The sequence below is a fragment of the Prevotella sp. oral taxon 313 genome, from assembly GCF_003043935.1.
GTDB classification, from domain to species: Bacteria; Bacteroidota; Bacteroidia; order Bacteroidales; family Bacteroidaceae; genus Prevotella; species Prevotella jejuni.
Map to the genome: position 1 here is coordinate 1,126,449 of NZ_PYXE01000001.1, position 24,168 is coordinate 1,150,616.

Here is a 24,168-nt window from a genome sequence, read left to right on the forward strand (position 1 = left end):
TTATAATAAAATTGAAAGAAGAATAATGGAACAGAATATAGTTAGGCCTGCAGAAGGCAAATTAGGTATAATGGTCGTTGGTTGTGGAGCTGTTGCTACAACGTTTATGACAGGAGTCTTGATGGCGCGTAAGGGACTTACGAAGCCTATTGGTTCCATGACTCAATACGACAAAATACGTGTTGGACGTGGAGACGATAAGAAGTATCTTCATTACAAAGACATCGTTCCATTGGCAAAGTTAGATGACATCGTCTTTGGAACATGGGATGTCTATCCACAAAATGCCTATCAGGCTGCGGTATATGCCGAGGTGTTGAAAGCAAAGGATATTGAACCTGTGCGTGAAGAACTGATGGCTATCAAGCCTTTGAAGGCAGCGTTCGACCGAAACTACGCTAAACGATTAGATGGCGACAATGTGAAAGACTGCAAGACACGCTGGGAAATGGTGGTGGAGTTGCAGAAAGACATCCAAGACTTTAAGCGTCAGCATGGCTGTGAGCGTGTTGTTGTTATCTGGGCTGCCTCAACAGAGATATATGTTCCATACGACGAAGCCTATCACAAGACGCTTGCGCAATTGGAGTCGGCTATGAAGTCAAATGATAGAGAGCATGTAGCTCCTTCTATGTGTTATGCCTATGCCGCCTTGACAGAGGGCTGTCCGTTTATCATGGGTGCTCCTAATACGACGGTTGACATACCTGCTATGTGGGAGTTAGCCGAGAAGACGCACATGCCTATAGCTGGTAAGGACTTCAAGACAGGTCAGACTTTGGTAAAGTCGGGCTTCGCACCTATCATCAAGACACGTAACCTCGGTCTTGCAGGTTGGTTCTCTACGAATATCTTGGGCAATCGTGACGGCTTAGTACTTGATGAACCAGCTAACTTCCATACCAAGGAAGTAAGTAAGTTGTCGACACTTGAGACCATCTGTAAGGCTGATGAGCAGCCTGACCTTTATGGTAATATCTATCATAAGGTGCGCATCAACTACTATCCACCTCGTAATGACGATAAGGAAGGATGGGATAATATAGACATCTTTGGCTGGATGGGCTATCCAATGCAGATTAAGATAAACTTTCTCTGCCGTGATTCCATCCTTGCAGCACCGTTGCTTCTCGACTTGACCTTGCTCTCTGACCTTGCAGCACGTGCTGGTAGGTATGGTATTCAGCGCTTTTTGAGCTTCTTCCTCAAGAGTCCTATGCACGATTATACACGTGGAGAAGAGGCTGTTAATAACCTCTTTGAACAGTACACAATGCTTAAGAATGCCATTCGTGAGATGGGTGGATATGAAGCTGATGAGGAGATTGATTAATAGTACACCCCTATTTGTCGTATGTTCTACCCATCCCTTTGATGGAATGGACGTTATGCTTGCTGGAAGGCTACACTTAGCTGTTCCCGTATAGTCCTAAAACTAAAGAAGAAATGAATAGTTATTTGAAACTTAATAAGGATAAACATAGCCCTATTGGTATGCGTGTGTCAAAGGTTGATAGTCATGTGGTGAAGAAGAGTGTGATACTCGTTCTTCTCCTCTTGTGCGTGTCATTCTCTGCACAAGCAAGTGTGTTTAGGTCTTGGTCTTATACTTCACGGTTTAATAATGTACCTATTGATTCTTTGATATTAGGTAAGGATTCTTTATTGACGGCATCGGATTCGATGGTGATAGCCACTGACTCTTTGTTTCAAATGATGGATTCACTGGCAAAAGAGGCTACTAAACCAGCTGTGGTGGATAGCACCTTACTGCAATGTTACGTTGTTGACTGGCAGACAGGGGATAGTATTCCGTATGCGAATGCTATCTATCGTAGTCTAAAGATTGGTGCATCAAGTGATGCTGATGGTCATTTCTCGATTGAGCGAAAGGTTGGTGAGCAACTAACTGTAACTGCTGTCGGTTATAAACCACGTAATATTAAGATTACGGCAAATACCTCCAAGGTCTTACATGTGACGCTTATCGCAGATTCAAAGCAGTTACAAGGAATCGTGGTGAAGGCTAAACGGCGCCATAAGTATTCTCGTAAGGATAATCCTGCAGTAGAGTTAATGAAACGGGTCATCGCTGCCAAGAAGCAAAGCGACTTGGAGAACCATGACTTCTATCAGTATGATAAATACCAGAAGGTGACAATGGCGCTAAATAACCTTACTCCTGATGACCTTGAAAGTTCTTTTTTCAAGAAGGCCCCTTGGCTCCTGAGCCAGGTGGAAACATGCCCTTATAATAAGAAGCTAATTCTTCCTATCTCTGTTGATGAGACCCTTACGCAGCATATCTATCGCAAGGATCCAAGGGACATGAAGGACATTGTGTTAGGACAGTCTACTAAGGGAATATCAAAACTGATACAGACTGGTGAGGCAATGAACACGATTGTGAAGGATCTCTTTAAAGATATCAACCTTTATGACGACCAGATTGATCTCCTTCAGAAGCGTTTTCCATCGCCAATAGGCTCTACTGCCATCTCATTCTACCATTTCTATATAGATGATACGGTCTATGTTAATCAAGACAAGTGTATCCGTTTGCAGTTTATGCCAGCCAATCAACAAGATTTCGGGTTCCGAGGTGAACTCTACGTCTTAAATGACAGCTCCCTTCATGTTAAGAGATGCGATATGCAACTACCTGCTAATACGGGCGTGAACTTCGTTGATGCGATGAAATTTGAGCAGGAGTACACTAAGTTAAGCAATGGGGAATGGGCCTTAACAACGGATAATATGGTCGCTGAACTTAAGATTACTGACTTCTTACAACATGCTATTGTTATCCGAACAACGGGTCTGACAAACTATGCCTTTACTCCTATTGATGATAAACTATTTAAGGGAAAGGCAAAGGTAACGTATGATGCGAACGCTAAATTGCGTGATAATGACTTCTGGGCAGCACATCGAACAACACAACTGACAAAGAGTGAGGCTGGTATGGATGCCTTTGTCAAACGCATGGCAAGCACTAAACACTTCAAGTGGATTATGTTTGCGTCGAAAGCCTTAATTGAGAACTTCATTGAAACAGGCTCGGAAACAAAGCCAAGTAAGGTGGACATCGGTCCTGTAAACACCTTTCTATCAAAGAACTTTGTGGATGGTATACGTCTGAGAGCCTCCGCTCGTACTACAGCTAAGTTCAATCCGCATTGGTTCTTTGAGGGTTATTATGCTTATGGGACAAAGTCTCATGAGCAATACTACGATGCCAAGGTTACATACTCATTCAATAAACCAGAGTACCAACCGATAGAATTCCCTATACGGACTATTTCCTTTGAGTCAAATAAGGATGTTGAGTCTCCTTCTGACAAGTATCTTAAGCACAATAAGGATAATATCTTCATGACTTTCCGTCCTGTTGAGGTGGAACAAATGTATTTCTTTAATCGTCAGAAGCTCACCTTTACGTGGGAGACTGATTATGGTTTGGCAACAAGTTTAGAACTTCGTACAGAGAGTAACAGACCTACAGGAAAGCTTGTTTACGAGAAGATGGATGGTTCGCTGGTTGATAAAGTACGCATGAGTGAGGTCACACTGAGTCTTACCTACCGCCCGGGGCAATCATACGTCAACTCGAAGCAACAGCGTATGGCTGTTAACCTTGATGCACCCGAGTTTAATCTCACTCATACAATGGGTATTAAGCATTTCTTGGGAGGCAACTTTGACAGTAATCTAACAGAAGTTTCGATATACAAAAGATTCTGGTTAGGAAGCTGGGGGCACATTGATACACGTGTACAAGGTGGTGCGCAATGGAACAAAATACCTTTCCAATTCCTTATCACTCCTCCTGTAAACACGTCATACTTCGAACATCAAGGAACTTTCAACCTCATGAAAGGACTCGAGTTCCTTAACGATCGCTATGCACAATTTAATCTTGCATGGGACTTAGAAGGTAAGATATTCAATCGTCTGCCGCTTATCAAGAAGTTAAAATGGCGTGAATATATAGCTTTCAAAGGTATGTGGGGACATCTAACAGATAAGAACAACCCTTATTTACCACAGAATGCTAACGATCAAGACTTATACAAGTTCCCTGCTGAAACACGTGTTATGACACGCGATCCATACATGGAATTTGTATTCGGAATACATAATATCCTTAAATGTTTGGAGGTTGATTATGTCCGTCGACTGACTTATACGAACGTTCCAGGCATTTCAAAGAATGGTATTAGGTTTGGTTTCAATATAGTCTTCTAATTATCACCGATAGAATTAATCATATACAGTCATGATAAAGGATGTTCTTTTAGTTGGAGTTGGCAGTTTCGTAGGTGGCAGTCTACGTATGCTAATCTCAAAGTATGTACAGTTGGCGATTGCAGGGTCATTCCCTTTGGGTACAATGGTAGTCAATGTTCTTGGCTGTTTCCTAATAGGTATATTCTCTTCGTTGCCTAATAGTAATGGAGGAGTTAGTCCTGCCGTTCGTCTCTTACTGACTACTGGCTTCTGCGGTGGCTTTACAACATTCTCAACCTTTATGAATGAGAATGCTACATTACTAAAAGGAGGGGACGGATTTATGCTTTCGTCGCTATATATCATAGCTTCTCTTGCATTCGGTTTCATTGCTTTATTAGCCGGTCGTCACCTTGTTATGTCTTTTCAATGAGGTAAATATATTGACAGTTCAGTCTATTTCGGCGTAAAGGTAATGGTCGACACGTTGTGTTTTTCCCTTAGTTTCTTTCCTATCTCCTTTATTTTCTGTATCTTTGCACCCTGTAGAACATTAATAATTAAACAATTCAATAGTATATGAAAGCATTTGTATTCCCTGGACAGGGGTCTCAGTTTGTTGGTATGGGTAAGGATCTTTATGAGAACAACCCATTAGCAAAGGAACTTTTCGATAAGGCTGACGAGATTCTTGGCTTCAAGATAACCGAGATAATGTTTGTTGGTACTGACGAGCAGTTGAAGGAGACGAAGGTTACTCAGCCTGCTGTATTCCTCCACAGTGTTATTTCTGCACTCTGCTTAGGCGATGAGTTCAAGCCAGATATGGTTGCTGGTCACTCTTTGGGAGAGTTCTCAGCACTCGTTGCAGCTGGTGCGTTAAGTTTTGAAGACGGTCTGAAACTCGTTGCCGCACGTGCTAATGCTATGCAGAAGGCTTGTGAGTTAAATCCGGGAACTATGGCTGCTATCATTGGTCTACCTGATGAAAAGGTAGAGGAGATATGCGAGCAGGTATCAAAGGACGGTAAGGTTTGTGTTGCAGCAAACTTCAATTGCCCTGGTCAGTTGGTTATCTCTGGTTCAACAGAGGGTATCCAGGAGGCTTGCGAACTGATGAAGGCTGCTGGTGCTAAGCGTGCATTGCCATTGAAGGTAGGTGGTGCTTTCCACTCTCCATTGATGCAGCCTGCTAAAGACGAGTTGCAGGCAGCTATTGAGGCTACTACATTCAACGCTCCAAAGTGCCCTGTTTATCAGAATGTAGACGCATTGCCACACACTGACCCAGCTGAGATTCAGAAGAACCTCATTGCTCAGCTTACCTCAAGCGTACGCTGGACAAAGAGTGCACAGAACATGATTGCCGATGGTGCTACAGAGTTTGTTGAGTGCGGACCAGGCTCTGCTTTGCAGGGTATGCTCGGTCGTATCGACAAGACCGTTAATGCACACGGTATTTAATCCCACCTTATATAATAAGTAATAGCCCCCCTTCCGTCCCTTTCCTTATAGAGAAAGGGACGTTGGAGGGCTTTTCTTTATCTTTTAGGTTTATGAGAACTAAATTAGTCATCTACCAAGTCTTCACACGAACCTTTGGTAATAAGAATCTTACAAAGAGGGAGTATGGTAGCTTAACAGAGAACGGTGCGGGTAAAATGAATGACTTTGATAAAGATGTGTTACGCCACATTCACGACCTCGGAGTCACTCATCTGTGGTATACAGGGGTCATTCGTCATGCTACATGTACTGACTATTCAGCCTTCGGCATACCTACGCAGAACCCTCGTGTCGTCAAGGGGCGTGCCGGATCGCCGTATGCTATTACCGACTATTACGATATCGACCCAGATATTGCGGTCGATGTAGATGCGCGTATGGCTGAGTTTGAGGCACTTATAGCTCGTACACATGCAGAAGGGATGAAGGTTATCATTGACTTTGTGCCCAATCATGTTGCCCGACAATATAAGAGTATCACTAAACCAAAGGGTGTTGAGGACCTTGGAGAAGGTGATGATACGGGGAAGCACTTCGATCCTCAGAATAATTTCTATTACTGTCCGGGCGAGCAGCTCGACCTCTCCGGTGTCGTTGAGAATGTCTATGCTCATGACGCTGAGGCTTATCATGAGTACCCAGCAAAGTGTACTGGTAATGACCGCTTTGACTCTCATCCTCAACAGAACGACTGGTATGAGACCATAAAACTGAACTATGGCGTAGACTATTGTGATGCTGGCGGTAGGAGTTATCACTATCATCCAATCCCATCAACATGGAAGAAGATGACAGATATCCTCCTTTTCTGGGCTGCAAAGGGTGTTGATGGTTTCCGATGTGACATGGCGGAGATGGTTCCACACGAGTTCTGGGCACATGCAACACAACAGGTTAAGGAGCACTACCCAGCGATGATATTCATTGGTGAGGTCTATGACCCTAATCAATATCGTTTGTATGTGGCGTCAGGTTTCGACTACTTGTATGATAAAGTGGGTATGTACGATTGTGTTCGTGGTGTGATATGCGACGAGCGCCCTGCTTCTTCCATTACACAAGAGTGGCAAAAGGTTGATGACATACGTGATCACATGCTCTATTTCCTTGAGAACCATGATGAACAACGTATTGCTTCTGATTTCTTTGCGGCTAATCCTTGGAAGGCAATCCCTGGTATGATTGTTTCAGCTCTCCTCCAACAGAACCCTGTTATGGTCTATGCTGGACAGGAGTTCGGCGAGAAAGGCATGGATAAGGAAGGCTTTTCTGGGTGCGACGGCCGCTCAACTATCTTTGATTATTGGTCAACAGAGGCTATCTATAAAGGTTTCTTCAATCGCAAGGCATTGACTACTGACGAGAAGAAACTTTCCCTTGTCTATCAAGGAATCCTTCGTTTCTGTAATCGTGAGAAAGCTGTTCGAGAGGGATTGACCTTTGATTTGATGTATGTCAACAATCAGAGCCATCATTTCAACCCTAATAAACAGTATGTTTTCATGCGTAAGGCTGATAATGACGTGCTATTAGTCGTTGCTAACTTCGACTCAGCTCGAGTGAACATCAATGTTACTATTCCTTCTCATGCCTTCGACTTCCTCGGACTACCAGAACAGACTGTTGAGATGACCGACTTGCTGTCGGGTTATACAAAGCAGGTTGCGTTACGGCGCAATGGGCAGGTAGCTGTGGATGTTGAGGGGAATTACGGTCGAATATATAAATTTGTGCTAAAGAAGTAGGCTATGGACTATACTTTCAATACGCATAACAAAGAAGAGTTTCCACCTGCTCATACAGCCGAACATCTGTTAAATCAAGTGATGATTAGGATGTTTGGGACAGGACGGAGCAGTAATGCGCACATCGAACGGAAGAAGAGTAAGATGACGTTCATCCTTGATCATAAGCCTGACCGTAAGGAAGAGAAGGCGATAGAGGCTGAGATGAACCGACTGATAACCGAAGACTTACCAGTGACATACGAGATGGTAGACCGCAATAACATCCCTAATGGTGTTAGTGTTGACAAACTACCAGAGGATGCTTCAGAGATGTTACGGTTGGTAAGGATAGGTGATTTCGATGTTTGTCTATGTATTGGTAAACACGTTCGCTCTACTGCACAGATTGGACGCTTTGAGATGTTAGGTACAAACTGGGATGAGGAGAAGCACGCTTTCCGCGTCCGCTTTAAGGTAATTCCTGCTTAAAACATTTATCATCCCACATAAACTATGCCCTTACTTGTCTGCTTTCAGATAGGTGAGGGCTTTTTCTTTCATCTTCTGATAGGTGGGATAAAAGTGTTTACAACTGTTCGAAAGACTTTTATGAGGGCCTTTCTCATTCACAGGATACAATGAAGAATGGCTTGCGGGGAGTCTTCTGTTGGCATAGAGAAACCTAAAGTTTGATGGAGAAAAGGGGCTGATGCAAACAAGGGCAAGTGCTGTTTTATTCGGCAAGGGGATGGATTTACCCAGACAAAATACTGAAATAAAAAGTGATTTGCGTGTAAAGTGGATTATGGCAGGACTAATCTTCTTTGGTATGTACCATCCGCATGGCAAGTAACGAGTCTAAACACATAGAGGTGGTAGGCAATGGGACGACAAAAGAATGATTGGAGGAAAAGTAGATGAAAGGTTGGGTAATATGAAGCGATGAGGCTTTGATGTAAATATTTTTTGTACTCCTTGAAACCAATACTTGCCCTTTAAGGGTTAAGAAGACGCCTAATTACATTCAAGAACACGCCCTTCTTGAGTGTTGTTAACGCCCTTCTTTGACCTTGAAAGGCGTCTTTTACTTTGCTCTTTATAAACGTTTGGTTCAGTGTGGATTACAAGCTTGAATGTTATAGGTACTCCTCGCTTTCGTACTCAGACTTTTATGTGAATTTTGTCGTGGTTTTTCATGGTTCTACAAAGTTCTTTATAGTTCAAATACTAAAAATTACTCGAACCGTATGAAGACTGCGGGAGCGAAAATAAAAGAAGGTATTGAATGGGCAGTAACGTACTGCACAAAGATAGATGGGCGTATTTAACGATGAAAGGGTGGGGTAATGAACAAAGACAGAGCGGCAGGATTAGATTATGAACAGCTGATGGGCGTATAGTCATCGAGGGCTATTGAGCGAAAAGAACAGCGTGAGGATAAAAGAAATCCGCCACCTTATATATAATAGGTGACGGATGTCTAATGTTGAAAACCTTTCTTTATCTAACGACTTAGTAGTTAGTTCAGGATTTATCGTTCTGTTCCTTCATATCAATAAATTGCTGATTTGCATCATAGAACTCATACTGCAAAAAGGCAAGTTTCTGTGAAGGAACGATGTTAACACCCAGTCCATACTTCAGTTGCCACTTACGTTTCAATGAAATAAAACCTTTGTTAATGTAAGCTGCAACGTATGGATGAACGTGTAAATAGAATTTCTTAACTCCAACCTTATTAACCAATCGGTCAATCTTACGTTCCAACTGGTCGGTAAAGAGAATACTTGAACGTATCTTCCCACTGCCGAAACATGTTGGACAAGTCTCGTCTACATCGACATCCATTACTGGACGAACGCGCTGTCGAGTGATTTGCATTAGTCCGAACTTGCTCAGAGGAAGGATATTGTGACGTGCACGGTCCTTCTGCATGTTCTTACACATACGCTCGTACAGCATCTGGCGGTCCTCAGCAAGGTTCATGTCGATGAAGTCAACGACAATAATTCCACCCATATCACGCAGTCGGAGCTGACGAGCTAACTCATCAGCAGCACCAAGGTTAGTGTCGAGAGCATTCTGTTCTTGTGCTTTCTCCTTTGTTCTGTTCCCACTATTCACATCCACAACGTGCATTGCCTCAGTGTGTTCGATGATGAGGTAACAACCATGACCATAATTGATGGTCTTACCAAAGCTGGACTTTATCTGCTTCGTAACGTCAAAGTTGTCGAAAATAGGTACCTTACCAGTGTACTTCTTCACGATGCCCGCCTTCTCAGGGGCTATTAGAGAGACATAGTGTCGAACGGCTGTACATATCTCGTCATCGTTGACATAGATGTTTTCGTAGGTTGGGTTGAAGAGATCACGTAGCATTGCAACAGCACGACCAGTCTCCTCAAAAACAAGCTGAGGACGCTCCTGCGTCTTCTGCAGTTTCGTGATAGCTTCATTCCAACGGCTCAGTAGGACCTTCATCTCGGCATCAAGTTCTGCAACACGTTTCCCTTCAGCCACAGTACGGACTATTACACCGAAATTCTTTGGCGTAATACTCTGAATAAGCTGCTTGAGACGTGCGCGTTCTTCTCCGCTTTTGATTTTAGAGGATACGCTAACTTTATGCCCGAATGGTATGAGCACCAAGAACCTACCAGCGAATGATATTTCACCTGTTAAGCGTGGTCCTTTGGTGGAAATGGGTTCTTTAACAATCTGCACCATCACCTCTTGGCCTACTTGCAATGTGTTTTGAACGGTGCCGTCCTTCTGCAAGTCGGGTAGACGAGTGGCTTTCTGAATGGGATAAAGTCGTTTGCGGTCGCTCTGAACCTGTTTCAGATACTTCGCATAGGAGTTGAATTGGCTCCCTAAGTCAAGATAATGAAGAAAGGCGTCACGCTCATAACCTACATCTACAAAGCAGGCGTTCAGCCCAGGCATCAGTTTTTTAACCTTTGCCACGTAGATGTTTCCAACCGAGAAGCTCGCCTCCCTTGGCTCACGCTGGTATTCTACCAGACGCTTGTCTTCGAGAAGTGCTATCGAGATCTCTTTCGATTGGGCATCAATAATTACTTCGCTTGTCATCTTCTTCGTTTGATATAACTATCATTTAGCCGTCTTATCTTATCTACAATGACGCTAAAAGATACTTATAAGGATAAATAAAAATGCGGAACCTGTCGTCGCACCTCCAGGGAAGAGAAGTTTCTTGCGATGACATGCCCCGCCATATTAATGAAAGTCAGTTATAGAGTCTTTCAGCCTTGGGGCTTACTTGCTCTTATGTCTGTTCTTTCTTAGTCTCTTTTTACGCTTGTGCGTAGCCATCTTGTGTCCCTTTTTCTTCTTTCCGTTTGGCATAGCTTTAATTGTTTTTAATTGTTATTTATATGTATGTTTGATTTATTTCTTCATATCTTCGATGAAGGTCTTTGCTGGCTTGAAGCTTGGGAAATCGTGAGCTGGGATAGTGATAGTCGTGTTCTTTGAGATGTTACGAGCAGTCTTTTCAGCACGGTGCTTAACGATAAAGCTACCGAAACCACGTAAATATACATTTTCTTTCTTCTCCAACAAACTGTCTTTAATGGTCTCCATAAAAGACTCAACCACAGCTGATACGTCTTTCTTGGCAATGCCAGTAGACGTTGCTATCTCATTGATGATATCTGCTTTCGTCATTTCGTTTTGTTCTTTAATGATGTTTTATTTCTTATTTTCTCATTATAACGGAGTGCAAAGATACTCATTTTCAGCTTAATAGAGAAATATTTTTGTGTCTTTTTTGTAAAATATCTCGGTATTTAGCTGAAACTCTAATGTTTTTCGTACCTTTGCGACAGTATAAGTTGTATTTCAGACTGACCTGAAGCATTGGATTTAATGGTGTTGTAAGGGGGTTAATAGTTTGGAGGCTTATTTGGTGACAAGTCTTTATAAGGGGATAAGTGGGCTTTAGTTCTTTTCGATCATGTCCCAATCATTATTCTTAAAAAAGTTGTTTTTATAAGACTTCTGTATAATTATATAAGGTGTATGAAGATTTCCATCGGTATAGATGTGGGTATTTCAACAACAAAGATTGTTGGTATCAGAGAGGGAAAGGTAATTAAACCTTTGCGTATTAAGGCTACTGACCCAGTGACATCCTTGTATGGAGCATTTGGAAAGTATCTTTATGACAATAGAATAGATTTGTCTGATGTTGAGCATGTTATGCTTACGGGTGTTGGTGCTCACTATATTGATAAACCTGTCTATGGTCTGCCAACAGCTAAGGCTGATGAGTTCTTGGCCGATGGCTTAGGTGCTCAGTTTGAATCAAAGCTGCAACGTATGATCGTTGTCTCAATGGGTACGGGTACTTCTCTTGTACTTTGTGATGGCAGTGAGGTGCGTCATATTGGTGGTATTGGTATTGGTGGAGGAACATTGAGCGGCCTTTCACGACTTCTTCTACAGACTGACAATATCAATGAAATTATCGCTTTGGCAAATAAGGGGGATATCTCTCGTATCAATCTGCAGATTAAGGACATATCTACCAGTCCTCTTCCTGGTTTACCAATGGATGCAACTGCATCACTCTTTGCCAACGCACAGGCTAATGCCAGTCGTGAAGATATAGCTTTAGGATTGATAGGTCTGGTGTTACAGTCTATTGGTTCGGCAACAATATTGAGTTCTTTGAATAGTGATATACGTGACTTTGTACTCATTGGTAATCTTAGTTTGTTGCCACAATGCGAACTTCTTTTCCCTGTAATGGAGAAGATATACGACGTACGCTTTATCATTCCGAAGAATTCAGAGTATTGTACTGCGATTGGTGCGGCACTTCAAGCAGACAAGCTAAAGAAGATTTAATATCTACTGATAACTGATTACAGGCACTTTGTAGTATTGTCTACGAAGCACCTGTAATCTTTCTTGATACCAGACTGTTATATAGTAAGTTAAAGTAGATATCTTTTATTCTTTCTTTGAGAACTGATAGTCCTCAAAAAAAGGCATTTATAAACCTATTATTATACCTTTGGAACCGTTCCAAGGTTCTTTTCTATGTCTTCGTCTGAGAGTGTATAGTTTCTCAAGTCACCATTGATATAGGTGTCGTATGCCGTCATATCAATGAGACCATGCCCTGAGAGACAGAAGAGGATAACATCTTGCTTGCCTGTTTCCTTTGCCTTCTTCGCTTCGCGAATGGCTGCCGCAATGGCGTGACAGCTCTCCGGTGCGGGGATAATTCCTTCTGTTCGTGAGAAGAGAATACCTGCTTCAAAGCTTTCTAATTGTGGTATATCCATTCCGTGCATATATCCATCTTTGAGCAATTGGCTCACGATGACGCCTGCACCATGATAGCGTAAACCACCTGCATGGATGTTGGCTGGCTTGAAATCATGTCCCAGTGTGTACATTGGTAATAATGGTGTGTAACCTGCTTCATCACCGAAATCATATTCAAACTTACCTCGTGTCAGTTTTGGACAGCTGTTTGGCTCAGCTGCAATAAACTCTGTTTGCTTTCCTTCAAGGATATTATGGCGCATGAAAGGGAATGCAATACCACCGAAGTTGCTACCACCACCAAAGCAGGCAATGACTTTGTCGGGATATTCCCCAGCCATCTCCATTTGCTTCTCAGCCTCTAAGCCGATAATAGTTTGGTGCAATGCAACGTGATTGAGCACTGAACCTAAAGTGTACTTACAGTTAGGTGTTGTCCTCGCCAGCTCGATCGCCTCAGAGATAGCTGTCCCTAAAGAGCCTGGATGAGTCGGATCACGTGTGACAATATCCTTTCCTGCACGTGTAGACATAGAGGGTGAACCCTCAACCATAGCCCCAAATGTCTTCATAATCAGTGAGCGATAGGGTTTCTGTTGCATAGAGATCTTTACTTGATAGACTGCTGCTTCAAGTCCATAAACCTTTGCTGCGTATGATAAGGCAGCACCCCATTGTCCCGCACCAGTCTCTGTTGTCACATTTGTAACACCTTCTTTCTTACAATAGTAACACTGTGGGATGGCAGAATTAACCTTATGTGAGCCAAGTGGATTTACACTTTCATTCTTGAAATAGATATGTGCTGGTGTGCCCAAAGCCTTCTCCAATGCGTATGCACGGACGAGAGGTGTGGAGCGATAATACTTATACATATCCAAGACTTCCTCGGGGATGTCTATCCAAGGATGCTCACAATCAAGCTCTTGTTTAGCACATTCCATATTGAATATCTCGGATAAGTCCTCTGCTGTCATAGGCTTATGTGTTACAGGATGAAGCGGAGGTAGGGGCTTGTTAGGCATGTCTGCCTGTATATTATACCACTGTGTCGGGATTTCTTTCTCGTCAAGTATAAATCTTTTCTGTCGTGTCATACGCTATTGAAATTAAATGATAGATAACTGTAATATGAAAGGTTATGTACAACAAAGTTACAAAATATGATTTTCTTAATGCATGAAATGATGATATTTTTAGTAATTTTGCTGCCATTATGATAATTATCACTACTATTCTTGCATACTTTTGCATTTTATTGTTAATAAGTAGAACAACGGGACATAAGGCTGATAACGATGCTTTCTTCCGTGCAAACGGGCAGTCACCTTGGTATCTTGTGGCCTTTGGGATGATTGGTGCGAGTATTTCGGGGGTCACCTTCGTTAGTGTCCCAGGAATGGTAATGTTGAGCGATATGACCTATATGCAAACTTGTTTAGGTTTTGTCCTTGGTTATTTTGCCGTTGCATTTCTGTTACTTCCTGTTTATTATCGATTAAAGCTGACCACTATCTACTCTTATCTACAAACACGTTTAGGCAAACATAGCTATAAGACGGGTGCATCTTTTTTCCTATTGTCAAAGATGACAGGTGCTGCTGTGCGGTTCTATGTTGTTTGTATGATACTTCAACGTTTCGTTCTTGATGCATACGGTATTCCTTTCCCCGTCACTGTTGTGGCACTCGTAGCATTGATTTGGCTCTATACGCGTAGGGGAGGTATTCGTACTCTTGTCTTGACAGATACCTTTCAGACTCTTTGTATGCTCCTTGCGCTTATCCTTATTATATATAAGGTGGTCGAGACGTTGGGAATGACGCTTCCTGAGGCAGTTCAGGCAATAGCCAGCGACAGCCACTCTCGTATTTTTGTATTTGATGACTGGGTTTCGACACAGAACTTTTGGAAACAGTTCCTAAGCGGTATCTTCATTGTTATAGTTATGACAGGACTGGACCAAGACATGATGCAGAAGAATCTTACATGTAAGACTTTGCATGAAGCACAGAAGGATATGTGTACATACGGATTTGCTTTTGTACCAGCCAACTTACTCTTTCTGTCATTAGGTGTGTTGTTGATGATGTATTTCAAGAGCATTGGCCAGACTCTACCAGATGTACCAGACAATCTGATGTTGCAGGCAGTTGCTGGTGGACAATTAGGTACATTGGTTGTCATACTCTTTACGATTGGTATTGTTGCAGCCTGCTTCTCCAGTGCTGATTCAGCCCTAACGGCATTGACAACAACCTATTGTGTAGACATTTGTAATCGTCCAAAGGATGAGAAACTGCGTAAACAAGCACATTTCGGGGTGTCCGTAGTGTTTATTCTATTTATCCTTATCTTCCGTTATGTCAACTCGACGAGTCTTATAGATGCTATTTACACGATAGCCTCTTATACCTACGGTCCACTCTTAGGTCTCTTTGCGTTTGGCTTATGTACAAAACGAGCAGTGAATGATAGGTTGACACCTTACATAGCTGTAGCCAGTCCACTTCTTTGTTTTGCTTTAGATACAATTGTTTCGGCCACTACTGGCTACAAGTTTGGCTATGAGTTGTTGATGTTGAATGGTTTAATAACATTTTCCGCATGCTATTTCTTCCCTGCAAGAAAGTGAGCTAATGGACAGAAACGACAGTAAACTCTTTTGTAGACTATGTTGACGAACAAACAAGTTTCCTATAAGTTCGTCAGTATGAATCATGTTATATAGATTATAAAGGTACTGTCTTTGACCGTAATAAAAAGATAAAAGGCAAAGAGTATTAGTCTCTCTGCCTTTTATCTTATGTTTGTATGTTATCTTGCCAATAGTCCTTATGCTTTTTAGAGAGGAACCTATTGGCAAGTCACTATCCTATAGTAATTCCTCAATCTGCTTTGCGATATTCTCAAAACTCTCTGTTGGTTCAAAGCGAGCAACAACTTGTCCCTTCTTATTAATAAGGAACTTTGTGAAATTCCACTTAATGTCTGGGTTTTCCTTATAGTTAGGATCAGCCTCAGAAAGCATCTTGTCAAGGACAGGGTAGAGTTCGTGTGATTCGTCCCAACCTGCAAAACCCTTCTGTTCCTTTAGGAACTTGAAGAGCGGGTCAGCATCTTCACCATTCACCTTAACCTTCTTGAAGCGTGGAAATTTTGTGCCGTATGTAAGTTTGCAGAACTCATGGATACTTTCGTCCGTACCTGGTGCCTGCTGTCCAAACTGGTTGCAAGGGAAATCAAGTACTTCAAATCCTTGTGCATGGTACTTCTCGTAGAGTGCCTCCAACTGCTCGTAAGTTGGTGTGAAACCACATTTCGTAGCTGTGTTTACAATCAATAGCACTTCATTAGAAAACTCTTTCAGTGAAAAAGCCTTACCTTTTCTGTCTTTGACAGAGAATTCATAAACTGTTCTCATTTCTGTTTCTTATCTTCTCTTTATATAATTTACTTATTAGTAAGATGCAAATGTACTAAAATTATTTGTTTCTTCCTTCATTGTTTAGTAGTTTTTTAGTATTCAATTAAATTTGTATTAGATTATTAGAGTTTCTTCATTCGTATTGATAAAAGGAGGATTTATCTTTTATAATAGGGATTTCCCTATCTTCAAATAGTATATTTACGCAAAGAGTATCTTATAAATTCACTATTTTTGCACCAGTAAACAAAGAAAGAATAAGGATTTAATAAGATATGAGTATGAGACGGATTTCAAAGTTATTCTTGGCACTTGCAATAGTTGCGGGGCCTTTGACATTAGCAAGCTGTGATAATGATCCATGGGGAGATGATAACTATTATTATAATGATTTGGTAAGTGATGCAGTACGAAACTATCTGCGTGAATACCCAAGTGGCTCAAGTTATTATACAGCTTACAACTGGTTCTATTATTATTATCCAGAGGCAACGACCTCAGAGTTCTATGCCTTCATGGATGCTGTGGGTAGTAACAATAACTATAATTGGAACAATAACTATCGTCAACAGGAGAATAAACAAGTTAATGGGCTGATTTCTGAGGCACAGACGTTAACTGGCGAGTGGGATGGTAATATGACTGTTGAGTATACGGAAGACGCAACGCAGCAGCGTAAGAGTGATAGCTTCAAAGCTAACATGAAGTTCTTCCAATATAATTCTTCTGCTAATTCGCTTCAAGGTAATGGTGTTGAGGTCGATACTGATGCACAGGGTAAAACAAAGACATTATCATTCTCTTGGAAAGTGTTGGTTAATGGAAATATCGAAATAAAGTATTCAAAGACGGGAACTATCTTCATTCTTGACATTAATGCTACTAATGATGGTTTCCACTTAGGATATGATGAAACAAAGGGGTATGACACCTTCTATGGTGTAGCACGTAGTACAAACACAACAGATGTCATGCGCTTCGACCTTGCACGGCAGAGACCAGCAAACGCAAAGGCTGCGAATGCGTTGACAAGAGCTTCAAGTAAGGCGTCCTTCGGTTCTGCTAAGGAGAACGACTATGCGGAGAAGAGCGCTGGAGCAGTAAATGGTCTACGTGAAAGATAATAAAAGCTAATCGCTTTTCTATTGCTTCATATATATTTGAATAGCATCCCACCAACTGCGAAGTTGGTGGGATTTTTGTCTTTATATTAGTCGTTTAAAGGTCGTAATTCATAATAGTAAAGGTTGAATTTGTCTTAATCATATTTACGATTCTGCAATTAGATTGCTGATTTTCAGACTTTTTTCGTAACTTTGCAACCCACTCTTTGTCTGAAAAGGACGATAGAGTCGGTTTGACGTGATGATAAAGATGAGGAGACTTATTCAATTTATAAAGGACTGGACACTACCAGTGTCAATAGTTACAGGTAGCTTTCTATACCTTGTTTTTGCCTTTATTCCTGCCTTGGAAAGCGCAGCAACTGTTTTTGCTCCTATCCTTGACGCAGCTCTTCCATTGTTTATGTTCCTCGTCTTGTACGTTACCTTCTGCAAAGTAGACTTCCGCAAGCTAATTCCTGTTGGTTGGCATCTTTGGATAGCACTTTCCCAAGTGTTGATGGTGGCGGTTGTCATTGGCGTTATTCTGACTTTTCATGTTACGGGTGAGACGCTCATACTGCTTGAAGCCCTCCTTACTTGTATCATTTGTCCTTGTGCCTCTGCGGCAGCGGTGGTCACACAGAAGTTAGGAGGAGATCTTGAGGAAATGACGACTTACACCTTTCTTTCCAATTTCCTCTGTGCTTTGTTGATACCAGTCTGCTTCCCCTTGCTTGATGCAGGGGCAGGATTAACTTTCTGGAGTGCCTTTGTGATGATTCTCTATAAGGTGTGTTTAGTGTTGGTTGTACCGATGCTTTTGGCCTATATAACGAAACATTGGCACGCTTTATGCAGGTTCTATCAATGGGTAATCAGTGTTGACAACCTCAGTTATTATCTATGGGGCTGTTCATTGCTCATCGTTTCTGGCACAACAGTAAAGAATATTGTCCATGCTGAGGTGGCTGTTAGTTTCCTCTTGTTGATAGCAGTGTTGGCATTAATACTTTGCTTGATGCAATTTGTCATTGGTAGATATATCGGTCATTTCTTCCGTAGTACGATTAATGCGGGCCAGGCCTTGGGGCAGAAGAACACTGCTTTTGCTATCTGGATAGCCTATACTTACCTGAATCCATTGTCTACAGTGGGGCCAGGCTGCTACATTCTGTGGCAGAATATTATTAACAGCGTTGAGATATGGCGGCATGACCACGCCATTAAACGCATAAATGAATAATTGTGAGAACAATAAAGTGTTGTATAGTTGTATTATCTCTTTTCCTATTATCACCTGCTGTTTCAGCGCAGGACACGAATGGAATAAACATTGAAGATGTCGAGCCTGCTAAGTCAGTCGAGCCTGATGAAATGCCAGCGGCCGCTATGCCGCAGTCAACTCCTGCTTCGGTAGGAGAGATGACAGTAGAGCCTTTGCCGTCATCAACAACGCATGTGTCACAGGTAGCGGAGAGTCGCGATCAAGTTGTCCTACTTATTGGCGATTCTATGGCTGATGGTCTGGGTTCTCGGTTTAATGATTATGCTGTGAAGAATGGTTTTAAGTTTCATTCTATAGTGTGGTATGGTAGCACAACACGCGACTGGGCGATTGCTGCCGACCTTCAATATCAGATTGAGAGAGTGCGTCCTACATATATTATTATCAGCTTAGGTACCAATGACTTAGGTTATAAAGATTATAGTAGACGTGAAACTGCAATTCAGACTATCCTGAGTCGTGTGGGTAATATCCCATACGTATGGATTGGACCACTCCCTTGGAAGAAGATAAAAGACAGAACGATAGTCGACTTGATACGTGATTGTACGGGTGAAGGTCGCTTCTTTGATAGTAGTTCAGTCATTGCTTCTCGTGCAGACGGTATTCATCCGACACGCCAAGGAGCTGCTCAATGGGTGGATAAGATTGTTGAGTGGATGGGTGAACCGGGGTTGAATGCTAATCCTATTGAGATGGATAAGCCTGATTTCACAACTCGTTTTATCCACGATGAAAAGCATGGAATGGGCTATCATGGTCGTCGATAGCGATAAGAGATATTTATTTTTACAATGCAGAAGGGCGTTAGTCATATCTTGACTAACGCCCTTCTGCGTGTCTGTGAGGCTTGCATTCAATTAAAGGGAAACTTTAGTACGAAGTCTGTACATTGATTTAATATTATATATCATTCGTCGATTTATCACGCTTTTATCGGCTAAGAACGCCATAGATTTCCTTGTATTCGTAAAATCTATGGCAATACCTTCTTTGTACTAAACGCATGCTTAGTCTACTAACTCTTATTGATAATGTATATTCCACCCGCTGCTAAGACACCCGCCATCATGTATTTGAAATGGAATGTTTCGCCGAGACACAGACAAGAGGTGATGGCGCCGACAATAGGGATGAGTGAGTTGTAGATAGCTACCTTACCAACAGGATTGCAGGTGAGCAGCTTGTTGTAGAGTGTGAAACCTAATGTACTGATAGTGATGAGTAAGAGTAGGTAGATTATACCTAATGGAGTGTTTTGTGGAAGGTCGCCGCCTAAAAGCAAACCAGGGATAATCAGCAATGCACCCCCTATCGCTAAGCTGTATCCAGTACCGACAAAGACATCTACACGCTTGCCTAATCCACGTGTGAGTAGTGATGCTGATGCACCACAAAGGGCGTTAAGAATAATCATTCCGTCACCCATCCAAGTGAACTGTCCACTCTCTGTTCCACCTAAGTTCAGCGACAAGATACCTGCAAACCCAACAATACATCCAATGACTTTCTTCACTGTCATGCGGTCGCTCTTGAAGAAGATACATGCGAAGATGACGACAGAAAAGACACTTAACGAATTGAGAATGGCTGCTCTTGAGCCTTCACTATGCGAAAGACCGAAGTAGAAGAAGGCATAATGTAAGGTGGTATTCATCATGCAAAATAGAAGGATATACCACCAGTCCGTAGGTTTTCTCACTTTGAAATTACGCTTCTTTACGCTTGCAATCGCCAATATAATCAGTCCAGAAAGACAGAAACGAATACCTGCAAAGAGCATTTTCGATCCTGTCATATCTGCCGTGATGGCAAACTCTGAGTAGCCTAATTTAATCAAGGGATAAGCCCAGCCCCATGCAATCGCAGCTGTGAGCGCAAAGACGGCCACCCATAGTGGACGTTGAAATATACTTTTTGTTTGTGTCATTTGCTGTTTTTGAAATCTTAGAATGATGTTAATTCGTTGAATTTCAGCCGTAATTACGGATGCTCTCTTCCTTTTCTTTACTACTAATAACCCTCCTCTTTCGAATTCTTTTCATGACAATAAATATTTATTTACGTGAGAAAAAATATTTATTGTCATGAAAATAAATTCTTCTTCTCGCTTAAATAATTCACAAGGAAAGTTATCTACGGCTGGCATTCATGGTGCAAAGGTACGTTGTTTACTTGATATATGTGGGCAATCGGGCGTTTTTTTGTTCCTTCTTAATTAGGATATTTGTTCTTAAATGTTTATCTTTGCGAATTAATTACGCTTTATTTAAGAAAGATGAAGAAGTTACTATTATCCTTATTGCTGGCTTTGTTCGTTGCAAATGTTCAAGCACAGTCTATGACAGACACCTTACGTCATGAAGTATTGTTGGAGACCGACAGTGGAAACATTCGTATCCAACTTTTTAATGAAACGCCACGTCATCGCGACAACTTCTTGAAGTTGGTACGTAGTGGAGCTTACAACGGTGTGTTATTCCACCGTGTTGTGAAAGACTTCATGATACAGACGGGCGACTTAGGGTCTAAGAACGCCAAGCCAGGACAGGCTTTAGGTGACACACCAGAGACTTACTCGCTCCCAGCAGAGATTGTTTATCCTAAGTTGTTACATCGTCGTGGGGCCGTCGCAGCGGCACGTGAGGGCGATGATGTCAATCCTAAACGTGAGTCATCTGCCTCACAATTCTATATTGTATGGGGTATAAAGTTCTCTGACGGACAGCTCGACTGGGCACAGAAACGCCTTAACGAACATACAGACAGTACGGTGCAGATGACACCAGAGGTACGAAAGATGTATAAAGAAGTGGGTGGCTCACCTCATTTAGACGGACAGTACACAGTCTTTGGACAGGTGTTAGACGGATTGGATGTCGTAGACCGTATCCAACGCCAGCCTGTTGATGCCAACGACCGACCATTGGCTGATGTCCGTATCCGTAAAGCAACCGTACTAAAATAAGGTTGTCTATATTATTGCTAATTGTAAATATAGTGTAAAGTTACTAATAAATTTATGTCAATCAACAGAAAAGCAGCAGCCTGTCTGTTAGCCCTTATGCTCGGAAGTGGAGTAGGTGTGGCAAGTAACAGGTTTGTCTATCATGCCGTAAAAGATACTATCACACAGCACAAAGACACTACTAAACTGGATGTTAAGAAAGGGAAAGCAACAGAGAAAGAGAAGGAGAGACCTTCTGCCTACGACCAACTTGTAAAGAAGAAAGGAAGTGTTCAGCAAGGACTCTTCACAGTTAGGCATATTGACGACCAATGGTACTTTGAGGTTCCAGACTCAGTTATCGGTCGTTACTTGCTCGCTGTGACTCGTTTTACAGCCGTTCCACAGAATTTTGGTAAGTTTGCTGGAGAGGCAGTAAACCAACAGACGGTTTATTTTGAGCAACGTGACGACAAGACATTGTTGCTTCGTGCATACGTACTTACGCAAGAAGCCGATCCGAAAAGTAGTATTTCGCGTACGTTGAAGGCATCTACTGCCGACCCGATCGTTGCTTCGTTCAAGGTGATTGGACGTAACAAGGATACAAAGGCACAGTTGATTGATGTCACACCATTGTTTATTAAAGACAATGCAGTGCTGAGTGTGTCGTCAGACAACTCTAAGCAGCTGAAATTAGGAGGGTTAATGGCCGACCGAACGTTCATTGACACGATGAAAGTCTATCCTATTAATGTGGAGATAGCTACGACCCGCACTTATTCAAGCTCGCCTTCTACTGTACCCGCTTCTTATACGGGTGCGATGACAATCGGACTCAACACCAGCGTTGTCCTGCTTCCGAAGGTACCTATGCGCAAGCGTGTATGGGACAATCGAGTGGGTTACTTCACAAATAGATACACCATCTTCAGTGACGATCAGACTAAGACAGACCGCGAGCAGTTTATCTCTCGATTCCGTTTGGAGCCTAAAGATAAGAAGGCATACGCAAAGGGTAAACTCTCAGAGCCCGTTAAGCCCATCGTATTCTACATCGATCCAGCCACACCAAAGAAGTGGGTTCCATACTTGATGAAGGGTATTGAGGATTGGAATGTTGCTTTTGAGGCTGCTGGTTTTAAGCATGCTATACAGGCAAGGGAGTGGCCTGACGACCCAACGATGAGTGTTGACGATGCTCGCTTCAATGTTCTCCGTTATCTTCCGGCTGAGATTGAGAACGCCTACGGCCCTCGTATCGTTGATCCACGCAGTGGTGAGATTATCGAAAGTCATATTTGTTGGTACCATAACGTGATGAATCTCTTAACAAAGTGGTATTTTACGCAGTGCGCTCCATTGGATAAACGAGCACAGACAGCGCACATGGACGACAAACTGATGGGTGAACTGATTCGCTTTGTATCAAGTCATGAGGTGGGACATACGCTCGGCTTGCGTCATAACATGGGTGCAAGCCATGCTACACCAGTAGAGAAGCTACGTGATAAGAAATGGGTTGAGGAACACGGGCACACTGCCAGCATCATGGACTACGCTCGTTTCAATTACGTTGCACAACCAGAAGATGGCGTCTCAGAGCGTGGCTTGTTCCCACGCGTGAATGATTACGATAAGTGGGCAATCCGTTGGGGCTATCAGTATCGGCCAGAGTTCAAAGATGAGATGGACGAGAAGGAGAAGTTAATGACTGAGACTACTGCCATCCTTGCGAAGAATCCACGCCTTTGGTTTGGTGGTGAGGGTAAGAATGAAGACCCTCGTGCACAGACAGAGGACCTTGGTGATGACAATGTGAAGGCGAGTGACTATGGTATTAAGAACTTAAAACGTATCATAGCAAAGCTCCCTGAGTGGACACGTCAGCCTAACGACCAATACGAAGACCGTATGGAAATGTGGAGAAGTGTTGTTGGACAGTATGGACGTTACACGAATCACGTACTGAAAAACATAGGTGGTCGCTATATCAACAATATGCCTGGGAAGAAACCTTACGAGGTTGCACCAGCTAAGAAAGGCCGTGATGCTGTCGATTATATCGGCCGGCAGGTGTTTGAGGCACCTCTTTGGCTCTATCCTTCAGCAATGACAGACATCGCAGGGACCGACCTTGTCGACGAAATCAGTACTTATCAAGACCGCATACTAAAGGTGATGATGAACGGAACTATCATGGATAAGATCTATAAGGACCAGCGTGAGGCAGGTGCTTATCAGTTCAAAGACTATCTGAATGACCTGTTCCATGTCGTTTGGAAGCCACTAAATGGTCTTAATGATATGCAGGTACGTACACGCCGATTGCTTGAGCGCAACTATGTAGACCAGTTGAATACACTCTTGAACCCTGTTCCTAAAGATAAGGCAAGTGCTGCTGACCGTGCAAGCAACTCTGATATAATGCTCTACCTTATGCAGCAATTGGATACTGTTGAGCAGTTCTGTAAGGCGCAAGCAGCACAGAGTGAAGGCATCAACCTCCTTCATTACAACGATTTATTGCGTCAGATTAAGTTGATTCGTGAGCGTCGTGTGACCGTAAAGTAATCGTTTTAGTGCCTTTCATGCCATAGACGAGAAGTGTATTCATGGTTTATGGTTATAATATA

At 42.5% G+C, this 24,168-nt stretch carries 18 protein-coding genes; 13 read left to right on the top strand and 5 right to left on the bottom strand.

Annotated elements, in window-relative coordinates; all coding sequences use genetic code 11:
- Positions 1 to 25 precede the first annotated feature (25 nt).
- From AXF23_RS04350 to AXF23_RS04375, 6 genes are all read left to right on the top strand, one after another.
- Entirely contained in the window at positions 26 to 1,333 is a 1,308-nt protein-coding gene (locus AXF23_RS04350; RefSeq protein ID WP_009010550.1) for an inositol-3-phosphate synthase, read from the top strand.
- A 350-nt stretch (positions 1,334 to 1,683) separates the two neighbouring features.
- Positions 1,684 to 4,248: a DUF5686 family protein gene (locus AXF23_RS04355; RefSeq protein ID WP_107625793.1), complete on the top strand. Its 2,565-nt coding sequence runs from the start codon at positions 1,684 to 1,686 to the stop codon at positions 4,246 to 4,248.
- A gap of 31 nt (positions 4,249 to 4,279) precedes the next feature.
- The gene (crcB, locus tag AXF23_RS04360) at positions 4,280 to 4,663 is read left to right on the top strand and encodes a fluoride efflux transporter CrcB (RefSeq protein WP_107624432.1); all 384 of its coding nucleotides are present in this window, start codon (positions 4,280 to 4,282) and stop codon (positions 4,661 to 4,663) included.
- A 146-nt stretch (positions 4,664 to 4,809) separates the two neighbouring features.
- Positions 4,810 to 5,694, top strand: a complete 885-nt coding sequence (fabD, locus tag AXF23_RS04365) for an ACP S-malonyltransferase (protein ID WP_107624433.1) — start codon at positions 4,810 to 4,812, stop codon at positions 5,692 to 5,694.
- A gap of 92 nt (positions 5,695 to 5,786) precedes the next feature.
- Complete coding sequence (locus tag AXF23_RS04370) at positions 5,787 to 7,481, top strand: alpha-amylase family glycosyl hydrolase (RefSeq protein WP_107624434.1); 1,695 nt, start codon at positions 5,787 to 5,789, stop codon at positions 7,479 to 7,481.
- Positions 7,482 to 7,484: 3 nt separating this feature from the next.
- On the top strand, positions 7,485 to 7,952 hold the full coding sequence (locus AXF23_RS04375; protein WP_107624435.1) for an alanyl-tRNA editing protein: 468 nt from the start codon (positions 7,485 to 7,487) through the stop codon (positions 7,950 to 7,952).
- Positions 7,953 to 8,987: 1,035 nt separating this feature from the next.
- Here AXF23_RS04375 and AXF23_RS04380 read toward each other — a convergent pair.
- Positions 8,988 to 10,559 (bottom strand): Rne/Rng family ribonuclease, encoded by a 1,572-nt coding sequence (locus tag AXF23_RS04380; protein ID WP_089366882.1) that lies wholly within the window; start codon positions 10,557 to 10,559, stop codon positions 8,988 to 8,990.
- A 318-nt stretch (positions 10,560 to 10,877) separates the two neighbouring features.
- Positions 10,878 to 11,174, bottom strand: coding sequence for an HU family DNA-binding protein (locus AXF23_RS04385; RefSeq protein WP_303395897.1), 297 nt, complete (start codon positions 11,172 to 11,174; stop codon positions 10,878 to 10,880).
- Positions 11,175 to 11,510: 336 nt separating this feature from the next.
- On the opposite strand from AXF23_RS04385, the gene coaW reads away from it, so the two are divergent.
- Positions 11,511 to 12,341, top strand: coding sequence for a type II pantothenate kinase (coaW, locus tag AXF23_RS04390; RefSeq protein WP_009010560.1), 831 nt, complete (start codon positions 11,511 to 11,513; stop codon positions 12,339 to 12,341).
- Positions 12,342 to 12,502: 161 nt separating this feature from the next.
- Here coaW and AXF23_RS04395 read toward each other — a convergent pair whose 3' ends face one another.
- Positions 12,503 to 13,864: a TrpB-like pyridoxal phosphate-dependent enzyme gene (locus AXF23_RS04395; protein WP_107624436.1), complete on the bottom strand. Its 1,362-nt coding sequence runs from the start codon at positions 13,862 to 13,864 to the stop codon at positions 12,503 to 12,505.
- Positions 13,865 to 13,983: 119 nt separating this feature from the next.
- On the opposite strand from AXF23_RS04395, the gene AXF23_RS04400 reads away from it, so the two are divergent.
- Complete coding sequence (locus AXF23_RS04400; RefSeq protein WP_107624437.1) at positions 13,984 to 15,402, top strand: sodium:solute symporter; 1,419 nt, start codon at positions 13,984 to 13,986, stop codon at positions 15,400 to 15,402.
- Positions 15,403 to 15,642: 240 nt separating this feature from the next.
- Here the strand turns inward: AXF23_RS04400 and AXF23_RS04405 are convergent, their stop codons facing one another.
- On the bottom strand, positions 15,643 to 16,191 hold the full coding sequence (locus AXF23_RS04405; RefSeq protein WP_009010563.1) for a glutathione peroxidase: 549 nt from the start codon (positions 16,189 to 16,191) through the stop codon (positions 15,643 to 15,645).
- A 284-nt stretch (positions 16,192 to 16,475) separates the two neighbouring features.
- On the opposite strand from AXF23_RS04405, the gene AXF23_RS04410 reads away from it, so the two are divergent.
- The 3 genes from AXF23_RS04410 to AXF23_RS04420 all read left to right on the top strand — a co-directional run bounded on the left by AXF23_RS04410 (position 16,476) and on the right by AXF23_RS04420 (position 19,355).
- Positions 16,476 to 17,318, top strand: a complete 843-nt coding sequence (locus tag AXF23_RS04410) for a hypothetical protein (RefSeq protein WP_107625794.1) — start codon at positions 16,476 to 16,478, stop codon at positions 17,316 to 17,318.
- Positions 17,319 to 17,568: 250 nt separating this feature from the next.
- On the top strand, positions 17,569 to 18,543 hold the full coding sequence (locus AXF23_RS04415) for a bile acid:sodium symporter family protein (RefSeq protein ID WP_107625795.1): 975 nt from the start codon (positions 17,569 to 17,571) through the stop codon (positions 18,541 to 18,543).
- Positions 18,544 to 18,545: 2 nt separating this feature from the next.
- Positions 18,546 to 19,355, top strand: a complete 810-nt coding sequence (locus AXF23_RS04420) for an SGNH/GDSL hydrolase family protein (protein WP_107624438.1) — start codon at positions 18,546 to 18,548, stop codon at positions 19,353 to 19,355.
- Positions 19,356 to 19,603: 248 nt separating this feature from the next.
- On the opposite strand, the gene AXF23_RS04425 is transcribed toward AXF23_RS04420, so the two are convergent.
- Entirely contained in the window at positions 19,604 to 20,515 is a 912-nt protein-coding gene (locus tag AXF23_RS04425) for a DMT family transporter (protein WP_107624439.1), read from the bottom strand.
- Between the two features lie 348 nt (positions 20,516 to 20,863).
- Between AXF23_RS04425 and AXF23_RS04430 the strand changes: the two genes are divergently transcribed.
- A complete protein-coding gene (locus AXF23_RS04430) occupies positions 20,864 to 21,553 on the top strand; it encodes a peptidylprolyl isomerase (protein ID WP_107624440.1) in 690 nt (229 codons plus the stop codon).
- Positions 21,554 to 21,607: 54 nt separating this feature from the next.
- A complete protein-coding gene (locus tag AXF23_RS04435) occupies positions 21,608 to 24,106 on the top strand; it encodes a zinc-dependent metalloprotease (RefSeq protein ID WP_107624441.1) in 2,499 nt (832 codons plus the stop codon).
- Positions 24,107 to 24,168 lie beyond the last annotated feature (62 nt).